This is a genomic window from Paenibacillus jepli (genome assembly GCF_047238105.1).
In the GTDB taxonomy this organism is placed as follows: domain Bacteria; phylum Bacillota; class Bacilli; order Paenibacillales; family Paenibacillaceae; genus Paenibacillus_D.
Genome location: NZ_JBDFMD010000001.1, coordinates 4,189,612 through 4,205,028 on the forward strand (window position 1 = coordinate 4,189,612; position 15,417 = coordinate 4,205,028).

The window sequence follows — 15,417 nt, forward strand, 5'->3', positions numbered from 1 at the left end:
CATTCATCCATGACAAGGAGGGCTGCAAGTGGCTTCTATACAATTCGAGCAAGTGACCAAGAGCTTCGCCGGCCATACGGTCATCGAGGATCTGAATCTGACGATCGAGGACGGCAAGTTCACCGTGCTGGTCGGGCCGTCCGGCTGCGGCAAGACGACGCTGCTGCGCATGATCGCCGGGCTCGATCCGCAGACGTCGGGCGCGGTACGGATCGGCGGGCGCGACGTGAGCCGGACGGCGCCGGGCAAGCGCGGCGTGGCGATGGTGTTCCAAAACTATGCGATCTATCCGACGATGACGGTGCGCGGCAACATCGAATTCGGTCTGAAGAACAACAAGGTGCCCCGGGCCGAGCGGGAGCAGCTCATCGAGACGATCAGCCGGACGGTGGGCCTCTATGATTATCTGGACCGCAAGCCGTCGACACTGTCGGGCGGTCAGCGGCAGCGGGTGGCGCTCGCCCGGGCGATGGTCAAGAAGCCCGCCGTGTTCCTGATGGACGAGCCGCTGTCCAATCTCGATGCCAAGCTGCGGGCACAGATGCGGCTGGAGCTGATCGAGCTGCACAAGCAGTTGGGCGCAACCTTCGTCTATGTGACGCACGACCAGGTGGAGGCGATGTCGATGGCGGATCGGATCGTGCTGATGAATAAGGGCGAGATCCAGCAGGAGGCTGCTCCCGAGGTGATGTACCGCGAGCCGGCCAATCTGTTCACAGCCCAGTTCATCGGTGTGCCGCCGATGAATGTCGCGCCGCTCGGTCCGGGCGAGCTCAGCTTCGGCTTCCGGCCGGAGCGGGCAGTGCTCAGCGAGCAGGAGCCGCCGGCAGGAGATTATGTGATGCAGGGCACCATCGTGACGAGGGAGATGCTCGGCTCGGAGACGTTGTACCAGGTGAGGGGCGAGCACGGGGCATTCATGATCAAGTGCACCGAGGACCGCTATGCCGTCGACCAGCAGGTGCGGATCCGTGTTGCGAGCAAGCATCTGTTCTTCTTCGACGAGCAGGGCGGACGCATCGATGAACGCGACGACCGGTTCCGCAGCTGCCTGGAGGCGGCCCGGAGGCTGCGATATGGTTAGAGAGCGTATGTGGCCGCTGCTCCGTCCCTACGTGATGATCGCTCCGGCGATGCTGGGCATCCTGGTGTTCGTCATCTATCCGGTTGGTTACCTGATCTATCTGAGCATGTACAAGTATAATCTGATGAACCGGGCCAAGAGCACGTTTATCGGTCTGGACAATTTCACCCAGCTGTTCACCCGCGCCGATTTCTACAAATCGCTGACGAACACGCTGATCTATACCGTCTGCGTCGTCGTGCTGACGATGCTCATCTCGCTGCTGATCGCGCTCTGGCTGAGCAAGAAGAGCAAGATCAACAGCATCGTCCAGGCCGGCATCTTCACGCCCCACATCGTCTCGATCGTCTCGATCTCGCTCGTCTGGTTATGGATGATGGAGCCGAATCTCGGCTTTCTCAACTATGTCCTCAAGGCCATCGGCTTGCCGCCGCTGGCCTGGCTGCAGAGCTCGGACACAGCGATGATGTCGATCATCATCGTCTCGGTATGGGGAGCCATCGGCTATTATGTGCTGATCATCGTGGCGGCGATCCATAGCATCCCGCCTTCGATCTACGAAGCGGCAGCGCTGGATAATGCGAGCAAGTGGAAGGTGCTGACCCGGATCACGCTGCCGATCATCTCGCCGCAGCTCTTCTTCATCCTCGTCATCATGACGATCGGCTCCTTCAAGGTGTTTGATACGGTGCAGGTGATGACCGGCGGCGGGCCCAATAATGCGACCAACACGCTGGTCTATTACATCTACACGTACCGTACGACCAATCTCGGCTATTCGGCGGCGTCCGGCGTCGTGCTGATGGCCGTGATCGGGCTGCTGACCTTCATCTACTTCCGGCTGCTGGCAAAGAAGGTGCATTACCAATGAAACCGGTACAGGCAAGGGCCAAGCTGCAGGTGCAGCCAAGCCGGAAGGAGGAAAAGCAGATGCAAGTGTCGCCTGCCCGAGTCTGGCCGATCGTCCGCATGGCTGCAGGCTTGCTGCTCAAGGTAGCGGTCGTGCTCGTCTTTATCTTCCCTTTTCTATGGATGATCTCGACCTCGCTGCAGACGTTCCGGGAGACGCTGGCCTTCCCGCCGACCTGGATCCCTGCCGTGCCGCAATGGAATAATTTCGTCACGGCCATGCAAGCCGGGCCGTTCCTGACCTATGCCCGCAACTCCGTCGTAGTGACCTTGTCGATCCTGGCGATCCAGATGCTGGTGATGATCCCGGCGGCCTATGCGTTCGCCAAATACCGCTTTGTCGGCAAAGGTCCTTTGTTCGCGCTGGTGCTGCTGGCTTTCATGATTCCCGGCCAGGTCACCTTCATCCCGGTCTATCTGATGCTCGCGGAGTGGGGCATCATCCGGACGCTGCTGCCGCAGATCATCCCCTTTATGACCAATGCCTTCGGGATCTTCCTGCTGCGCCAGTACTTCATGCAGATCCAGGAGGAGGTGATCGAGTCGGCCCGGCTGGACAACGCCAGCGAGTTCCGCATCATCACCAGTCTGATGATCCCGATGGCGACGCCTGCGCTGGCGACGATCGCCCTGTTCAGCTTCGTCAGCCACTGGAATGATTATTTCTGGCCGCTCATCATGACCGACACCGCGTCGCTCCGGCCGCTGACGCTGGGCATCGCCAAGCTCCGTGAGACCGAGGGCATCAGCAATTGGCATATCATCATGGCGGGCAATGTCGTGCTCGTCGTGCCGATCCTGATCGTCTATCTGTTCTGCTCGCGGCAGATCGTCCGGGCCTTCGTCTACTCCGGCATCAAATAACGGGCTGCTATCCGATGATATACACATTTTGAGAATGCAATGGAGGTTGAGGTTCAAATGAAGAAAACGCTGAAAGTCATGACGGGTACAGTATTGGTGGCTGGACTGCTGTCCGCCTGCAGCGGCAATAACGCCGGTACGGGGAGCGGCAATACACCTGATCCGGTAACAACGGCCGAGGGCGGCAGTACGGGAGGCGCCAAGCAGACCGTGGAGTTCTGGCACTCGCTGGGCGGCAAGAACGGCGAGTACATCGACACCCTGGTCGGCAACTTCAACGCAGCTCAGGACGAGATCGAGGTCGTCGCCACGCAGCAGGGCGGGTATGCCGAGACGGTCACCAAGCTGCAGCAGGCGATCGCGTCGGGATCGGCTCCCGATCTGGCGATGATCGAACGGGCGTATGTCGAGATGTTCGCGGATGCGGAGGTGCTGGCCGACCTGACGCCGTTCCTGGAAGGCTCAGGGATGAGCCAGGACGATTTTACGGAGGGGCTGATGGGTCACTCGGTCTTCCATGATCAACTGGTTTCACTGCCGCTCAATCGCTCGACGCCGATCCTGCATGTGAACAAATCGATACTGGATGAAGCGGGATTGTCGGTGCCGACCAACTGGCAGGAGCTGAAGGAAACAGCGAATGCCCTGGTGGTAGAGGAGAATGGCGAGTATGAGCGCTACGGGGTCACGATGCCATATGATACGTGGTATCCGATTGCGATGATCTCGCAGGCCGGCGGGACGTTCTTTAATGAAGATAAGAGCTCGGTCGGCTTCGTGGACAACGGAGCAGGGGAGAAGGTATTCAGCTTCCTGAAAGAGCTGCAGAGCACGGGCGCGCTGTTCTATCCGCCGGCGCAGGATTCGGGCAACATCGTCAACCAGATGTTCGTCAGCGGCAAGGTCGGCATGATGTACCAGTCGACCGGCTCGATCGGCGGTTTGATGGAATCGGTCGACTTCGATTATGTGACGGCTTTCCTGCCGCAGGATGAGCAATACGCCAATCCGACCGGGGGCGCCAACATCTCGCTGCTCGAAGGCTCGGACAACAAAGAAGCGGCCTGGGAGTTTGTCCGCTGGATCATGACGGAGGACGACGGCGCGCTGGACTTCATCCTGAAGTCGGGGTACCTGCCCTTCACCAACGCCATGGTCGAGTCGGAGCAGATGCAGCAGCTCTGGCAGGAGGAGCCGAACCGCAAGGTCGCATACGAGCAGCTGCAATATGCGACAGATACCAATATGCATGTGGCCTGGCCCGAGGTCATGCACGAGTTCTTCTCGGCGATCGAGGCGATCATGTACGACAGTCAGGATATTCCAGCCACGCTTGCGACCTTCACCCGCGAGACGGAACGCATCCTGACGCAATAAGAGAAGGTGTCAAGACAGCGGAGATTAGATTTTTTTCATCCATTTCTAATTCATCTTGGCGAGGCTTGGATAGATAAGCTGTTGCCTTCTCCTTGGTAATTGGTGGGGACGAGCCATGTGTTATGTTGGTCTAGGCATCATTCCCAACCAAGCGCTACAGGAGGACAACTATGAACATCATGAAGAAGCGCCGTTCGATCGGTAAACTGCTGCTTGCCGTCAGTCTCAGCCTCTCCGTCGTCGGAACCGGGAGCCTGGCTGCCTTGCCGCCGAAAGTAGAGGCTGCGGCATCGACCAAGGCCGATGCGATTATCCGGACGGGTAAGCAGTTTAGCGGCACCAAGTATGTGTTCGGAGCCAGCTCGGGAAGCACGCGGGCCTTCGACTGTTCGTCCTTCACGCAATATGTCTTCGGCAAGCACGGCGTCAACCTGCCGCGTTCGTCGAGACAGCAGGCGAAGAGCGGACGATATGTCGCCAAATCGCAGCTGAAGCCAGGCGATCTGGTCTTCTCCGACACCAACCGCAACGGCGTAATCAATCATGTGAGCATCTATATCGGCAACAACCAGCTGCTGCACACGTACCGTGTGGGCATCGGCGTCACTGTAACCAAGTTCTCGGGCAGCTCATGGGACAAAACCTATGTGACTGCGCGCAGAGTGTTGTAGAAGCGGCGCAGGCAGGTGAGTCGTTGTCACACAAAAAAACTGTTTCCCGGGCAAGGCGCCGTGGGGAACAGTTTTTTTCACATCTGAGACGCTGCAAGAAGACGGCGATAGTCGTTTTACCTTGAAATATTAGCGTATATGTTTTCACACATCTACATGGATAGTTGTGCTCCCAGCTGGTTTGGATGCCGGCTCCACAACCAGGGGTAAAAAGTTACTTGAATCCGACCAAATGGCGGTTTTTCTTAGCTTTCATCGCTATTGCGATCCTCTAGGATCGGCAGGCAGAGAGTTGTCGGCGGAGGGCACTAAATTGGCCCGAATTGTGTTATGATAAATGCTGGCAACATAACACCCCGAGGGTAGAACAGGATGAATGGTCATGACCGATTTGCGATACAGCCTGACCGATTTCAGGCGTTCCTATAAGAAGCATGTGACGTTTGCATTATTGTTCCTGGTGATGACGAGTTATCTATTTATCCCGCTCATCTCCTATATCTTTAACCGTATGATGCGCGCGATCAGCACCGGCTCGCTGCTCAACGGCGAAGTGTACCGGATCGCGCTCAGCTATCAGGGCATCGGGGCGCTCGTAGCCATCTTGCTGGTGGCTGTGCTGGTCCTGTTCCTGCAGCTGGGCGTGGTGCTCGTCATTGCCCAGAAGATTTATTTCCGCAAAGATATTCTGATCGCCGACGCTTTCATCACGACGCTCCGCCGATTGCCTACGCTCTTCAGCTTTGGTACGATCCAACTGATGTTGTATTTGCTGTTTCTGCTGCCTTTTATCGAATCGCCGATCTCGGCGTCGGTGCTCACGAAAGTCAATCTGCAGATTTACTTTACGACCAAGCTCAGTAACGGGTCGTATATTCTGCTGGGTCTGTATGTGCTGCTGCTGATCGCAATTATCTACTTTATCCTGCGCTGGCTGTTCTCCCTTCACTTCATCATCCTGGAAGGGCAGTCGACCCGCCAGGCGATCCGCAGCTCGCTGGAGCTGACCCGGGGCAACCGGATCCGGATCCTGCTGCAGCTGCTGTTGTTCAACGCTCTGGTGGTGCTGGCCGGCATCGGGCTCGTCTCTTTGGTCAACTATATGGCCACGCTGATCCCGAACAGTCCGCTCAGCTTCTTCATCAACGATTATATGCTGACGATCTCGGGTTTCCTCGGTTATATGGCGGCGCTGTTGCTGATCCCGATCAATATGATCTATATGACCCGGATGTTCTACCGGCTGCAGACGAAGGTCGGCAAGTCTCCCGAAGATCATCTGCATGTATACCGGATGCGCTGGCTGCGTGTGCTGGAGGTGCGGATTGCCCGGTTGTTCCGGACGCGCAAGCGCAAGCTGCTGATCGTGATCGGAATCCCGCTGTATCTGCTGATCTCCCTGGGGATCAACTATTATGTCAACGACAATCTCCTGTATCTGAAATGGAATGTGCAGATCGCCGGTCATCGCGGCGACCTTCACAGCGCGCCGGAGAATTCGATGAGCAGCATCCGTTCGGCGATGGAGAAAAATATCGATGCGGTAGAGATCGATGTACAGATGACCAAAGACGGGATCATCGTGCTCAATCACGACTATACGCTGAATCGCGTAGCCGGGGTGCCGGAATCCGTGCATAACATGAACTATGCCGATCTGGCGCTGCTTGATATCGGGCGCCGATTCTCCAGCGTGTTTGCTGGCGAGAGGATCCCCACACTCGAAGAGGTGCTCATCGAGACGCAGGGCCAGGTCAAGCTGATCATCGAGATGAAGCCTTACGGAGACGGCAGCGAGATGGCCGCCAAGGTTGTCGAACTGGTCGAGCGGTATGACCTCGTCGACAGCTGTTATATCCAATCTTTTGACTATTCGCTGCTGCGAACCGTCCGTGCGCTCAATCCCGACATCAAGCTGGGGCAGATCCTCTTCCTGGCGGCAGGCAATCTGCTGACGATCGATGTCGACTTCTATACGATCGAACAGAGCATGCTCTCGCAGCGCTTCATCGACCACGCCCACCGCAATGGCCGCGAGGTGTGGCTGTGGACAGTCAATGTCGAGCGCAACATCCGTGAAGTGCTCAAGTACAAGATCGACGGCATCATTACCGACTATCCGGAGCGGGTGCAGAGCATCATCGGCGTCGGTGCGGAGTAAGGTTTGGCTGTAACATGGGCAAGCCGCCAGTCCCGGACGGGGCTGGCGGCTTGCGTGCGTTTATATCCAATGGAGTTTAACGGAACACAGGAGAGTTTGCTCCGCAAAACTCTTAGCGACAGCCGTTTTACCTTGGTTACAATTCCTCCTGCTTGCCTGCCGCCTTGTCCAGCAGCCGGACGAGCTCGGCGGCCGGGTAAGCGCCGGAGATCGCGTACTTGTGATTGAAGACGAAGAACGGCACGCCGCGCACCCCGATATCCCGGGCCTGTCTTAGGTCGTCGTCGACGGCTGCTGCACCCTCGCCACTGGCAGCTCTGTTCAGCAGCGAGTGGCATCCAGGCCGGCTTGCGTGAGTACGGCCGACAGGACGGCGCGGTCGGAGAGGTCCTGCCCTTCCTGGAAATACGCCTGGTAGAGGGCGTCTACCAGCGCCGTCTGCCGATCGCGGGGGGCGATCGCCGCAAGCTGATGGGCCAGACGGGTGTTGGGCATCCGGGTGATGCGGTCGAAGCGGAAGGTCAGACCGGCCGCTTCGCCGGCTTTGGTCACCTGGCCAGTCGCCTGGGCGATATTGGCGACGCCGCCGAGCTTGGGCGCCATCACTTCCTGGAAGTCCGCGCCTTCAGGCGGCAGCTCGGGATTCAGTTGAAACGCACGGTAATTGGCAGTCACTTCCCCGTCATACGAAGGCTGCCATTGCTCCAGGGCATCTGTCAGATTTTTTTTGCCGATCCGGCACCACGGGCAGACGAAATCCTGGTAAATATCGATATGCATAACTCGCAGCAGCTCCTTTGTTTCTCTGATGCTACTAGTATGCCGTATCTGAAGGGAAAGCACAATTCATGCCGCGTTGCCGCACAGCAAGGGCGCCCGCCCCGTGTGGCGGCATCCCCGCCGGGGCGAGCGTACTATCGGTCACTCGGTCTGTTAGAGGGAGCGGTACCTGCAAACTTACTGCTCGTTATCAAACGATTCCATCAGTGACCGCGCTTTGTCCTCTTCTGTTTTCAGCACCTTCAGCTGGACTGTGCCGGCCGCGCCGGAAGCGACTTTGGACTTGATCCCTTGCGTCTTCAGATACTCCTTCAACCGGTCGATCTGATGGACGCGGGAGGCGCCTTCCGAGCGAATCGGTATCCAGCGTTTGGAGGAGCGCACGCCGAGGACGATGAGGCCGATGACGATGACAGCTGCGACGATGATCCACACAACTTCCATAGAAGCTGCACCACCTTTATTGGCAGGATGACTTGCTAGTGAGGCTATCCGTACATATGTATTACCTGCACGCGATTTCCATGACAACGGATTTTGCGGTACGATAGCAGATATACAGATGTATATCGTTCGTCATTGGCCCTTGGTCAGGTGTGGCGGACGACAGCTACCCGAGAGAGGAGGAGCGGGCAGATGATCATCATCGGACTTACGGGCTGGGGCGACCATGATACGCTCTATCCGGGTGCTGCGGCGGCCAAGCCAAAGCTGCAGATCTATAGCGAATGGTTCCTAACGGTGGAGGTGGACAGCTCGTTTTATGCTGTGCAGTCGCAGCGCAATATGGACAAGTGGACGCGCGAGACGCCGCCGGACTTCCGCTTTATCGTCAAAGCTTACCAAGGGATGACTGGACATACGCGGGGCAAAATTCCGTTTGCGGACGAGGACGCGATGGTAGAGGCGTTCCGCCTGTCGCTCACCTCTTTCTGCGAGGCGGGCAAGCTGGGAGCTGTGTTGTTCCAGTACCCGCCCTGGTTCGACTGTACACGCGAGAACGTGGCCAAGCTGCGTGAGGACAAGCGCCGGATGGGGGAGATCCCCTGCGCGCTGGAATTCCGCCATCAGAGCTGGTTCGCGGAGGGGATGCGCGAGCGCACGCTGAGCTTCATGCGCGAGGAGGGCTGGATCCACAGCGTCTGCGACGAACCGCAGGCCGGTGTAGGCAGTGTACCGATCGTGGAAGCCGCAACAGACACGGGGATGACGCTGGTCCGGTTTCACGGGCGGCATGCGGCGGGGTGGCATGCGAGCGGGCAGCCGAACTGGCGGGAAGTCAGGTATCTGTACCGTTACAGCGAGGAAGAGCTGGCAGAATGGGCGGAGCGGCTGCGGCGACTGGAAGAGCAGAGCGAGCGCGTCGTCGTCGTGTTCAACAACAACTCGGGAGGCGATGCGGCGGATAATGCGCTGCAGCTCATGCGGATGCTCGGCCAAGTACCGCCGCGCGGCTCCTTCGAGATGCCGCGGCCGCCGGATGACGGGCTCGAACAGATGGAGCTGTTCTGAAAGTTGCAGGGCTGGTTTGAGGAGGGAGGCAGGTGGTAAACTATACGTACCGGGTGGTCAAATCTGCAGTGACGCGCCGCGTGCAGTATAACCTTTGCATCGCTGTACAAAATAACTGAAAGGCCCTTATTGACAAGATCAACTGTAACTGATAACATTACAGTACAAAGCGGGGTGCCATCAGTTATGAACAGCGAATTTACGATAGCCGTCCATAGTCTGGTTCTCCTGGCCAACCTGCCGGAACGCATGGCCTCCAGCGATGCGATCGCCGACAATGTGCAGACGAACCCGGCCCGCATCCGCAAGGTGATGGGCTGTCTCAGACGCGGAGGTTTCGTAGAGACGCGCGAGGGCACGCGCGGCGGCTACCGGCTGACGATTGATCCGCAGACGGCGACGCTCGGCGATATCTACCGGGCGATGGCCATCGGCTCTCTCATGCCGAGCTGGTGCTCCGGCGATCCGGATATGGATTGCGTAGTAGGCTCGAACATGGAGGACGTGATGTGCGAGATCTTCTCTACCGCCGACAGGCAGTTGGAAGCGTACTTCTCCGGGATTACCATCCAGGACGTACTGAACCGGATTCATGCTTGCAGGGACCGCTGATGCGGCCGGTCTACCGGAGCTCTGCAGGTTGATCTTGCTTTAGAAATGCATATTATTAGGAGGATGATGACGATGGCAGTAGCATTAACGAAAGATAATTTCAAATCGACCATTGAAAGCGGCGTTTCTGTAGTAGACTTCTGGGCACCTTGGTGCGGGCCTTGCAAAATGCAGCTTCCGATCGTCGAGGAGCTGTCGGCCGAGATGGAAGGCCAGGCTGTAATTGCCAAGGTCAACGTCGATGAAGAGCCTGAGATTGCTTCCCAGTTCGGCGTCATGAGCATCCCCACGCTGATCGTCTTCAAGGACGGCCAGCCGGTTGACAAGATGGTCGGCCTGCAGAGCAAGGACTCGCTCAAAAATAAAATTCTTGGCCAGATCTAATCATTGATCTGCCAATGCCAAACAGGCTTGCTACCCGACTGACGGGCGCAGGCCTGTTTTGCGTTGACTGGGACCCTCCGCGTAATGAACCGGGCGAGCGCTAAGCAGATAGACGGCTGCGTCCTTAATCCGCTCCTATCACCCGTTTGACCGGGATCCAGATCTCGCTGCGGTAGGCTTCCGAAGCCGTGTCGCCATGTTCATTCCACAGCAGCTCCGGTCCCTGGACCGACTCATACCCCGACGATGGGAACCACTCCGAATAGATGCGCCCCCACACATCCTGCAGCGCGGCAGGAAACGGGCCGACAGCGGTGAAGACCGCCCACGTCAGGGCAGGCACTTCCAGCCGGACATAAGGAGCCGGGGCAGGCTGCGTCGTAGCCACGCCGATGTAATGGTCCAGCTCGCCTTTCTCCTCCATGCGGCCCTCCGAGAATTCGGTTGACGCGCTGATCATGCCGCGCGGCTCGACATCCGAGAGCTGTTTCAGCTGCTCTGCACCGTTGGCCCCAAGCTCCTGCCACATCTCAGCGATCGCCGGATTGACGCCCTCGAACTGGATGGGCACCCGCCGCTTTAGTCCGACGATGCCGAAGGCCGGTTGTTCTTCCATACGATAATTCATCTCATCGCCTCCTCGTATCGTTAGCTGAAAGCTCATCCGGGGATAAGCCTTCAGCTGCCGCCCGTCCTCCCGGGCCTGGGACGGACTGATGCCATGCATGTGGTGAAAAGCCCGGGCAAAGGCGTCAGGCGAGCTGTACCCGTAGGCCATCGCGACATCGATCACTTTGGCCCCGCGCTCCCGCAGCTCCAGTGCCGCCAAGGTCAGCCGCCTGCGCCGGATATAATCGGAGAGCGGGATGCCTGCCAGAAAGGAAAACATGCGCTTGAAATGGTACACAGAGCAGCATGCTCTGCGCGCAGCTTCATCAAGATCGGGCTCCTCCTGCAGGTGGCGTTCGATATACGCAATCGCCTCATTCATCGCTTGCAGCGGATTCACTGTGCTTCGCCTCCTTAAGGCTAGAATATCAGGTCGCCCCGTACGCGGCCCGTCTTCTCCGGCACCGGTTTTGCAGGGTCAGAATTTTTTTCACTTCTTTGCAACATATTCCATTACGCGAGCGTCATTATGGTCAGGACCTTATTTTATCTATTTATTAAGGGAGGTAGCAAGGTGAAAAAGAAGCAGAAAAAAGCAACATCCAAAAAGCAGCTGATCGTTACTTTGGCTGCTGCGGTAGCACTCGCCGCAGTGCCTGCAGGAGCCTACGGGGAGGTTGCGATGAGAGCGGACTTGCCCATTCCGGCAAGCACGGTAGACAGTGCTCCGGGAACGCCTGGTGCAGGAGCGGAGGAGGCGCCTGCCGACGTGGCGGTCTCCAGAGACCGGGCCATCGAGCTGGCGCGCCAGATTGTGAAGATCCCGGCAGATTACACGCTGCAGAGCGCTTCGTACAATACGGACCGGCTGGCGAACGGCACGCGCAGCGCCTGGAATCTGAACTTCACCAAGCGAGACAACAACAAGCATGTCGGCAGCATCCAGGCGCGCATCCATGCCGGCAGCGGCGAACTGCTCAGTTACAGTACTTATCTGAATGACCCGACCCGCAAACCGGTCTATCCGCCGAAGGTAGACAGGGAGCAGGCGCAGGCGCTGGCGGAAGCTTTTATCGCTCAGGTGGGCGCCAAGTATGCGGACCAGCTGCGCTTTAATGCCGATTACGGCATCCAGTTCCGTCCGCCGCTGAACGGCGAGGTCAGGTACCAGCTCCGGTTCAACCGGCTGGTCGGCGACATTCCTTTTATGGACAATTACATTGACGTCGAAGTCGACGGCGAAGGCCATGTGATGGGGTATCAAGTGCGGTGGGACGATACGGTGTCCTTCCCCGAAGGGCAGCCGTCCATCACGCTGGAAGAAGCCGGGGTCAAGATCCGCGAGCTGGAGGAGCCACAACTGGTATATACGCTCCCTTATGACATGAAAGCGCCAGTCAGACCGTTCCTGAGCTACGAGATGGAAGCGATCATGATCGATGCGTTGAGCGGTGAGCGGTACCAGCCGTTCGCTGCACCGACCAAGCCCAATACGACTGATCCGGTAGCGCCTTCCGCGCTGGGCTCCAAGCCGGCAGCGAACAAGAACCTGACCAGCGAACAGGCGGTAAAGGTTGTTGAGGACGCATTCAAGCTGCCTGCAGGCAGCAAGCTGACGGACAGCAGCTACCATGAGTATGCCGATGAGCGCACCGGCATATCCACCGCAGCGTGGCAGCTCAACTGGACCGTGCAGGAGGATGGCAAAGATACAGGGTCGGTCTGGGCGAGCGTGAACAGCCGGACTGGCGAGATTACAACCTTCTATGCTTACAGCAGCGCTGAGCTCCAAGGCGGCGACACCGTGAAGATCATCACGTATGAAGAGGCCAAAGCCAAGGCGGTCGAGACGGTCAAAAAGCTACTGCCGGGCTACGCTCACGAGCTCTATCTGCAGGAAACGGACAAAGAGTTGGCTGATCGAGCTGTTGTCCCAGGCGATATCCGCGACTACAACTTCCGCTTCCAGCGCCAGGTTCACGGAGCGAGAACGATGTATGAAGGCGTCCATGTGAGCATCAACGCGATCAGCAACGAGGTTCGCACCTATAGCGCCGAGCTGAGCAGCTTCAGCTATCCGGCGCAGAAGCCGCAGACGATCACTCCGGATCAGGCGGTCGAGGCGTACATGGATTATTACAATCTGGAGCTGACGTACGTCCAGACACATCAGTACAACGGCGAACCGATCCCGCTGGAGAAATACAATGTGATGGTGGCGGCCGGCGAGATCATGCCTGGCAGCGGCGACGGCGGAGAGGCCAAGCTCGTCTATCGTCTGGTGCCGCGTCCGATGGACGGCCAGGTATTCCTGGACGCCCAGACCGGCGAGTGGCGGGACCATCAGAATGGCGAAGTGACGAGTCTGGTCAAGCAGACCGCTACAGATATCGCCGGTCACTGGGCTGAGCGGGAGCTGTCGATCATGGTCGCGTACAAGGCGCTTGACCTGGAGGACGGCCAGGTGCGTCCGCAGGCCGTCGTCACCCGTGGCGAGATGATCAAGATGCTCGTCCTGTCGATGAACAGCGGCTACCGGCCGCTGAGCATGGCGAACGGCGAAGCTGCCTCTGCTTCCTTCAAAGACGTGACGGCCGATTCGGAGTACTTCGTATACGTGGAGAGCGCAGTCGCAGCCAATCTGATCGATCGCGGCGATGGCTCCTTCGATCCGGACGGCCAGGTGGACCGCGAAGAGATGGCGGAGCTGATCGTCCGGGCGCTCGGCTACAACTCGTTGGCCAAGTACGAAGGCCTGTTCAACATCCCGTTCAACGATGCGGCATCCCTGGAGAACAAGGGACAGGCGGCGATCGTCGCCGGGCTGAAGATCATGAATCCGGATGACAAGGGCAATTTCAATCCGGATCGTCTGGTGACGCGCGCCGAATCGGCGACAGCGTTTTTCCGGTTCCTCCAGGCCAGAGCCGATCTGCAGGAGGCGCCTCTGCGCAACTAACTTTTTTGCATGGCCGCGGTGCGGGGGCTGACCTCCGCGCCGCTTTTTGGTGTGCACGGAAGGATGGTGGGCCGGCGTGGTGCGCGCGATAAGAGGGAAAAAGGTACTTGGATCCGGGGGAAGTTGCAGCTGCTGGTCAGAGCGTGTTGCGGGAGGTTATACTATAACCAACTTATAGAAGCAGGGGAGGCGCTGCGAAGATGGAGTGGCTCAAAGGGCTCCGCAAAGGCTACGGCCGCAAGCTGGTATCGCTGCACACCTGGAACGGTTGGATCGTCCTGATCCTGGCACTGACAGGGCTGATCCTGATCAGCGGCCTGTGGCGGGGCGTGCTGGGCGAGGTGCGGGTATGGATCAAGTGGGCGCACATCGTCGTCGGCATCATCTCGATCGTCCCGGTCGTGTATTATCTGCTGCTGGCGGCCAAGCATTGGAAACAGCTGCGCGGCAAACCATGGCAGCGCTTCAACGTGCTTGTTATCCTGGGCTTGCTGCTGGGCTGGTTTGGCTCCGGTATCGTACTCTGGCAGTTCAAAGCCTTCGGCCCGGCAAATAGCAACATCGCACTTTTCGTGCATGATGCGCTCACCTGGGTAGGGTTGCCCTATATCATCTATCATTCCATTACCCGGCTCAAATGGCTCAAGCAGCCGCAGCGGCTATCCGTCAAAGCACCGCAGGAGGAGGAAACCTTGCACCCTGCGGCCAATCCTCAGGCGGTCTATACAAGACGGGCCTTCATCAAATGGACGATCGGCGCGGGGCTGGCAGTCACGCTGGGCCCGTCTTTTCTCCAATGGCTCGGGCGGTCCCTCGGGGGCGGCACTGGCAATCTGGAGCAGTTGATCGAGAATGACGCCAACCGGATGGTCCCGCCGCCCCAGCCGCTGCCCGCTTCCGCGCCGCCGATCGGCGGGGGCAGTCAGGGCCGCTTCCGGGTGTATACGGTGACGCCGATTCCCCAGTTTTCCAATGCCGACTGGTCCTTTACGATCGACGGGCTAGTGGAGAACAAGCTTCACTACGATTGGGAGCGGTTCGTAGCGATGCCGCGGGTGGCGGAGGTGAGCGACTTTCACTGCGTTACCGGCTGGTCGGTGTACAGCAACACCTGGGAGGGCATTCCGCTCAAGACGCTGCTGGCGGAAGCTGGCGTGAGTGACCAGGCGCGGACGGTCAAATTTTACTCGGGTGACGGAGTGTATACAGACTCGCTGACCTTGGAGCAAGTGGAGGAGATGGATGACGTCCTTGTGGCAGTGATGCATGACGGTAAGCCGATCCCCAGCGATCTGGGCGGCCCGGTCAAGCTGATCGTGCCGCAGATGTATGCCTACAAGTCGGTCAAGTGGCTCAATCGGATCGAGCTGATCGACGGCGATCACGACGGCTACTGGATCGTACGCGGATACGCCAAGGATGCATGGGTAACCAAGAGCTAGCGTAGGGGCATCCCTGTTGCTTCAGCGGTGAAGGTTTCCAGAAACTTGCCAAA

General features: G+C 58.4%; 14 protein-coding genes. 11 read left to right on the top strand and 3 right to left on the bottom strand.

The window, feature by feature from the left end:
- Positions 1–28: 28 nt before the first annotated feature.
- The 6 genes from ABC336_RS18225 to ABC336_RS18250 all read left to right on the top strand — a co-directional run bounded on the left by ABC336_RS18225 (position 29) and on the right by ABC336_RS18250 (position 7,066).
- A complete protein-coding gene (locus tag ABC336_RS18225; RefSeq protein WP_413239991.1) occupies positions 29–1,084 on the top strand; it encodes an ABC transporter ATP-binding protein in 1,056 nt (351 codons plus the stop codon).
- A complete protein-coding gene (locus ABC336_RS18230) occupies positions 1,077–1,955 on the top strand; it encodes a carbohydrate ABC transporter permease (RefSeq protein ID WP_413239992.1) in 879 nt (292 codons plus the stop codon). The genes ABC336_RS18225 and ABC336_RS18230 overlap by 8 nt, the downstream gene beginning before the upstream one ends.
- A 98-nt stretch (positions 1,956–2,053) precedes the next feature.
- Positions 2,054–2,857, top strand: a complete 804-nt coding sequence (locus tag ABC336_RS18235) for a carbohydrate ABC transporter permease (RefSeq protein WP_413242554.1) — start codon at positions 2,054–2,056, stop codon at positions 2,855–2,857.
- A gap of 57 nt (positions 2,858–2,914) precedes the next feature.
- Complete coding sequence (locus tag ABC336_RS18240) at positions 2,915–4,234, top strand: ABC transporter substrate-binding protein (RefSeq protein ID WP_413239993.1); 1,320 nt, start codon at positions 2,915–2,917, stop codon at positions 4,232–4,234.
- Between the two features lie 170 nt (positions 4,235–4,404).
- The gene (locus tag ABC336_RS18245) at positions 4,405–4,905 is read left to right on the top strand and encodes a C40 family peptidase (RefSeq protein WP_413239994.1); all 501 of its coding nucleotides are present in this window, start codon (positions 4,405–4,407) and stop codon (positions 4,903–4,905) included.
- 382 nt (positions 4,906–5,287) lie between these two features.
- Positions 5,288–7,066: a glycerophosphoryl diester phosphodiesterase membrane domain-containing protein gene (locus ABC336_RS18250; protein ID WP_413239995.1), complete on the top strand. Its 1,779-nt coding sequence runs from the start codon at positions 5,288–5,290 to the stop codon at positions 7,064–7,066.
- 321 nt (positions 7,067–7,387) lie between these two features.
- On the opposite strand, the gene ABC336_RS18255 is transcribed toward ABC336_RS18250, so the two are convergent.
- Together ABC336_RS18255 and ABC336_RS18260 are read right to left on the bottom strand one after the other, a co-directional pair.
- Entirely contained in the window at positions 7,388–7,846 is a 459-nt protein-coding gene (locus ABC336_RS18255) for a DsbA family oxidoreductase (protein WP_413239996.1), read from the bottom strand.
- Positions 7,847–8,023: 177 nt separating this feature from the next.
- Positions 8,024–8,290 (bottom strand): hypothetical protein, encoded by a 267-nt coding sequence (locus tag ABC336_RS18260; RefSeq protein ID WP_413239997.1) that lies wholly within the window; start codon positions 8,288–8,290, stop codon positions 8,024–8,026.
- Between the two features lie 192 nt (positions 8,291–8,482).
- Here ABC336_RS18260 and ABC336_RS18265 point away from each other — a divergent pair, with 192 nt between their 5' ends.
- The 3 genes from ABC336_RS18265 (at position 8,483) to trxA (ending at position 10,354) form a co-directional block, all read left to right on the top strand.
- Positions 8,483–9,358 (top strand): DUF72 domain-containing protein, encoded by an 876-nt coding sequence (locus tag ABC336_RS18265; RefSeq protein WP_413239998.1) that lies wholly within the window; start codon positions 8,483–8,485, stop codon positions 9,356–9,358.
- 186 nt (positions 9,359–9,544) lie between these two features.
- A complete protein-coding gene (locus ABC336_RS18270; RefSeq protein WP_413239999.1) occupies positions 9,545–9,970 on the top strand; it encodes an RrF2 family transcriptional regulator in 426 nt (141 codons plus the stop codon).
- A gap of 72 nt (positions 9,971–10,042) precedes the next feature.
- The gene (trxA, locus tag ABC336_RS18275) at positions 10,043–10,354 is read left to right on the top strand and encodes a thioredoxin (RefSeq protein WP_413240000.1); all 312 of its coding nucleotides are present in this window, start codon (positions 10,043–10,045) and stop codon (positions 10,352–10,354) included.
- A gap of 124 nt (positions 10,355–10,478) precedes the next feature.
- Here trxA and ABC336_RS18280 read toward each other — a convergent pair whose 3' ends face one another.
- Positions 10,479–11,363 (bottom strand): AraC family transcriptional regulator, encoded by an 885-nt coding sequence (locus ABC336_RS18280; protein ID WP_413240001.1) that lies wholly within the window; start codon positions 11,361–11,363, stop codon positions 10,479–10,481.
- A 174-nt stretch (positions 11,364–11,537) separates the two neighbouring features.
- On the opposite strand from ABC336_RS18280, the gene ABC336_RS18285 reads away from it, so the two are divergent.
- Entirely contained in the window at positions 11,538–13,922 is a 2,385-nt protein-coding gene (locus ABC336_RS18285) for an S-layer homology domain-containing protein (protein ID WP_413240002.1), read from the top strand.
- A gap of 200 nt (positions 13,923–14,122) precedes the next feature.
- The gene (locus tag ABC336_RS18290; protein WP_413240003.1) at positions 14,123–15,364 is read left to right on the top strand and encodes a molybdopterin-dependent oxidoreductase; all 1,242 of its coding nucleotides are present in this window, start codon (positions 14,123–14,125) and stop codon (positions 15,362–15,364) included.
- Positions 15,365–15,417: the final 53 nt, after the last annotated feature.

Excerpts from the sequence above, each read along its gene's own strand:
- ABC336_RS18230 (WP_413239992.1), top strand. The coding sequence starts at position 1,077 with ATGGTTAGAGAGCGTATGTGGCCGCTGCTCCGTCCCTACGTGATGATC.
- ABC336_RS18255 (WP_413239996.1), bottom strand. The coding sequence starts at position 7,846 with ATGCATATCGATATTTACCAGGATTTCGTCTGCCCGTGGTGCCGGATC.
- ABC336_RS18250 (WP_413239995.1), top strand. The coding sequence starts at position 5,288 with ATGACCGATTTGCGATACAGCCTGACCGATTTCAGGCGTTCCTATAAG.
- ABC336_RS18290 (WP_413240003.1), top strand. The coding sequence starts at position 14,123 with ATGGAGTGGCTCAAAGGGCTCCGCAAAGGCTACGGCCGCAAGCTGGTA.
- ABC336_RS18235 (WP_413242554.1), top strand. The coding sequence starts at position 2,054 with ATGGCTGCAGGCTTGCTGCTCAAGGTAGCGGTCGTGCTCGTCTTTATC.
- ABC336_RS18240 (WP_413239993.1), top strand. The coding sequence starts at position 2,915 with ATGAAGAAAACGCTGAAAGTCATGACGGGTACAGTATTGGTGGCTGGA.
- ABC336_RS18270 (WP_413239999.1), top strand. The coding sequence starts at position 9,545 with ATGAACAGCGAATTTACGATAGCCGTCCATAGTCTGGTTCTCCTGGCC.
- trxA (WP_413240000.1), top strand. The coding sequence starts at position 10,043 with ATGGCAGTAGCATTAACGAAAGATAATTTCAAATCGACCATTGAAAGC.
- ABC336_RS18265 (WP_413239998.1), top strand. The coding sequence starts at position 8,483 with ATGATCATCATCGGACTTACGGGCTGGGGCGACCATGATACGCTCTAT.
- ABC336_RS18245 (WP_413239994.1), top strand. The coding sequence starts at position 4,405 with ATGAACATCATGAAGAAGCGCCGTTCGATCGGTAAACTGCTGCTTGCC.
- ABC336_RS18260 (WP_413239997.1), bottom strand. The coding sequence starts at position 8,290 with ATGGAAGTTGTGTGGATCATCGTCGCAGCTGTCATCGTCATCGGCCTC.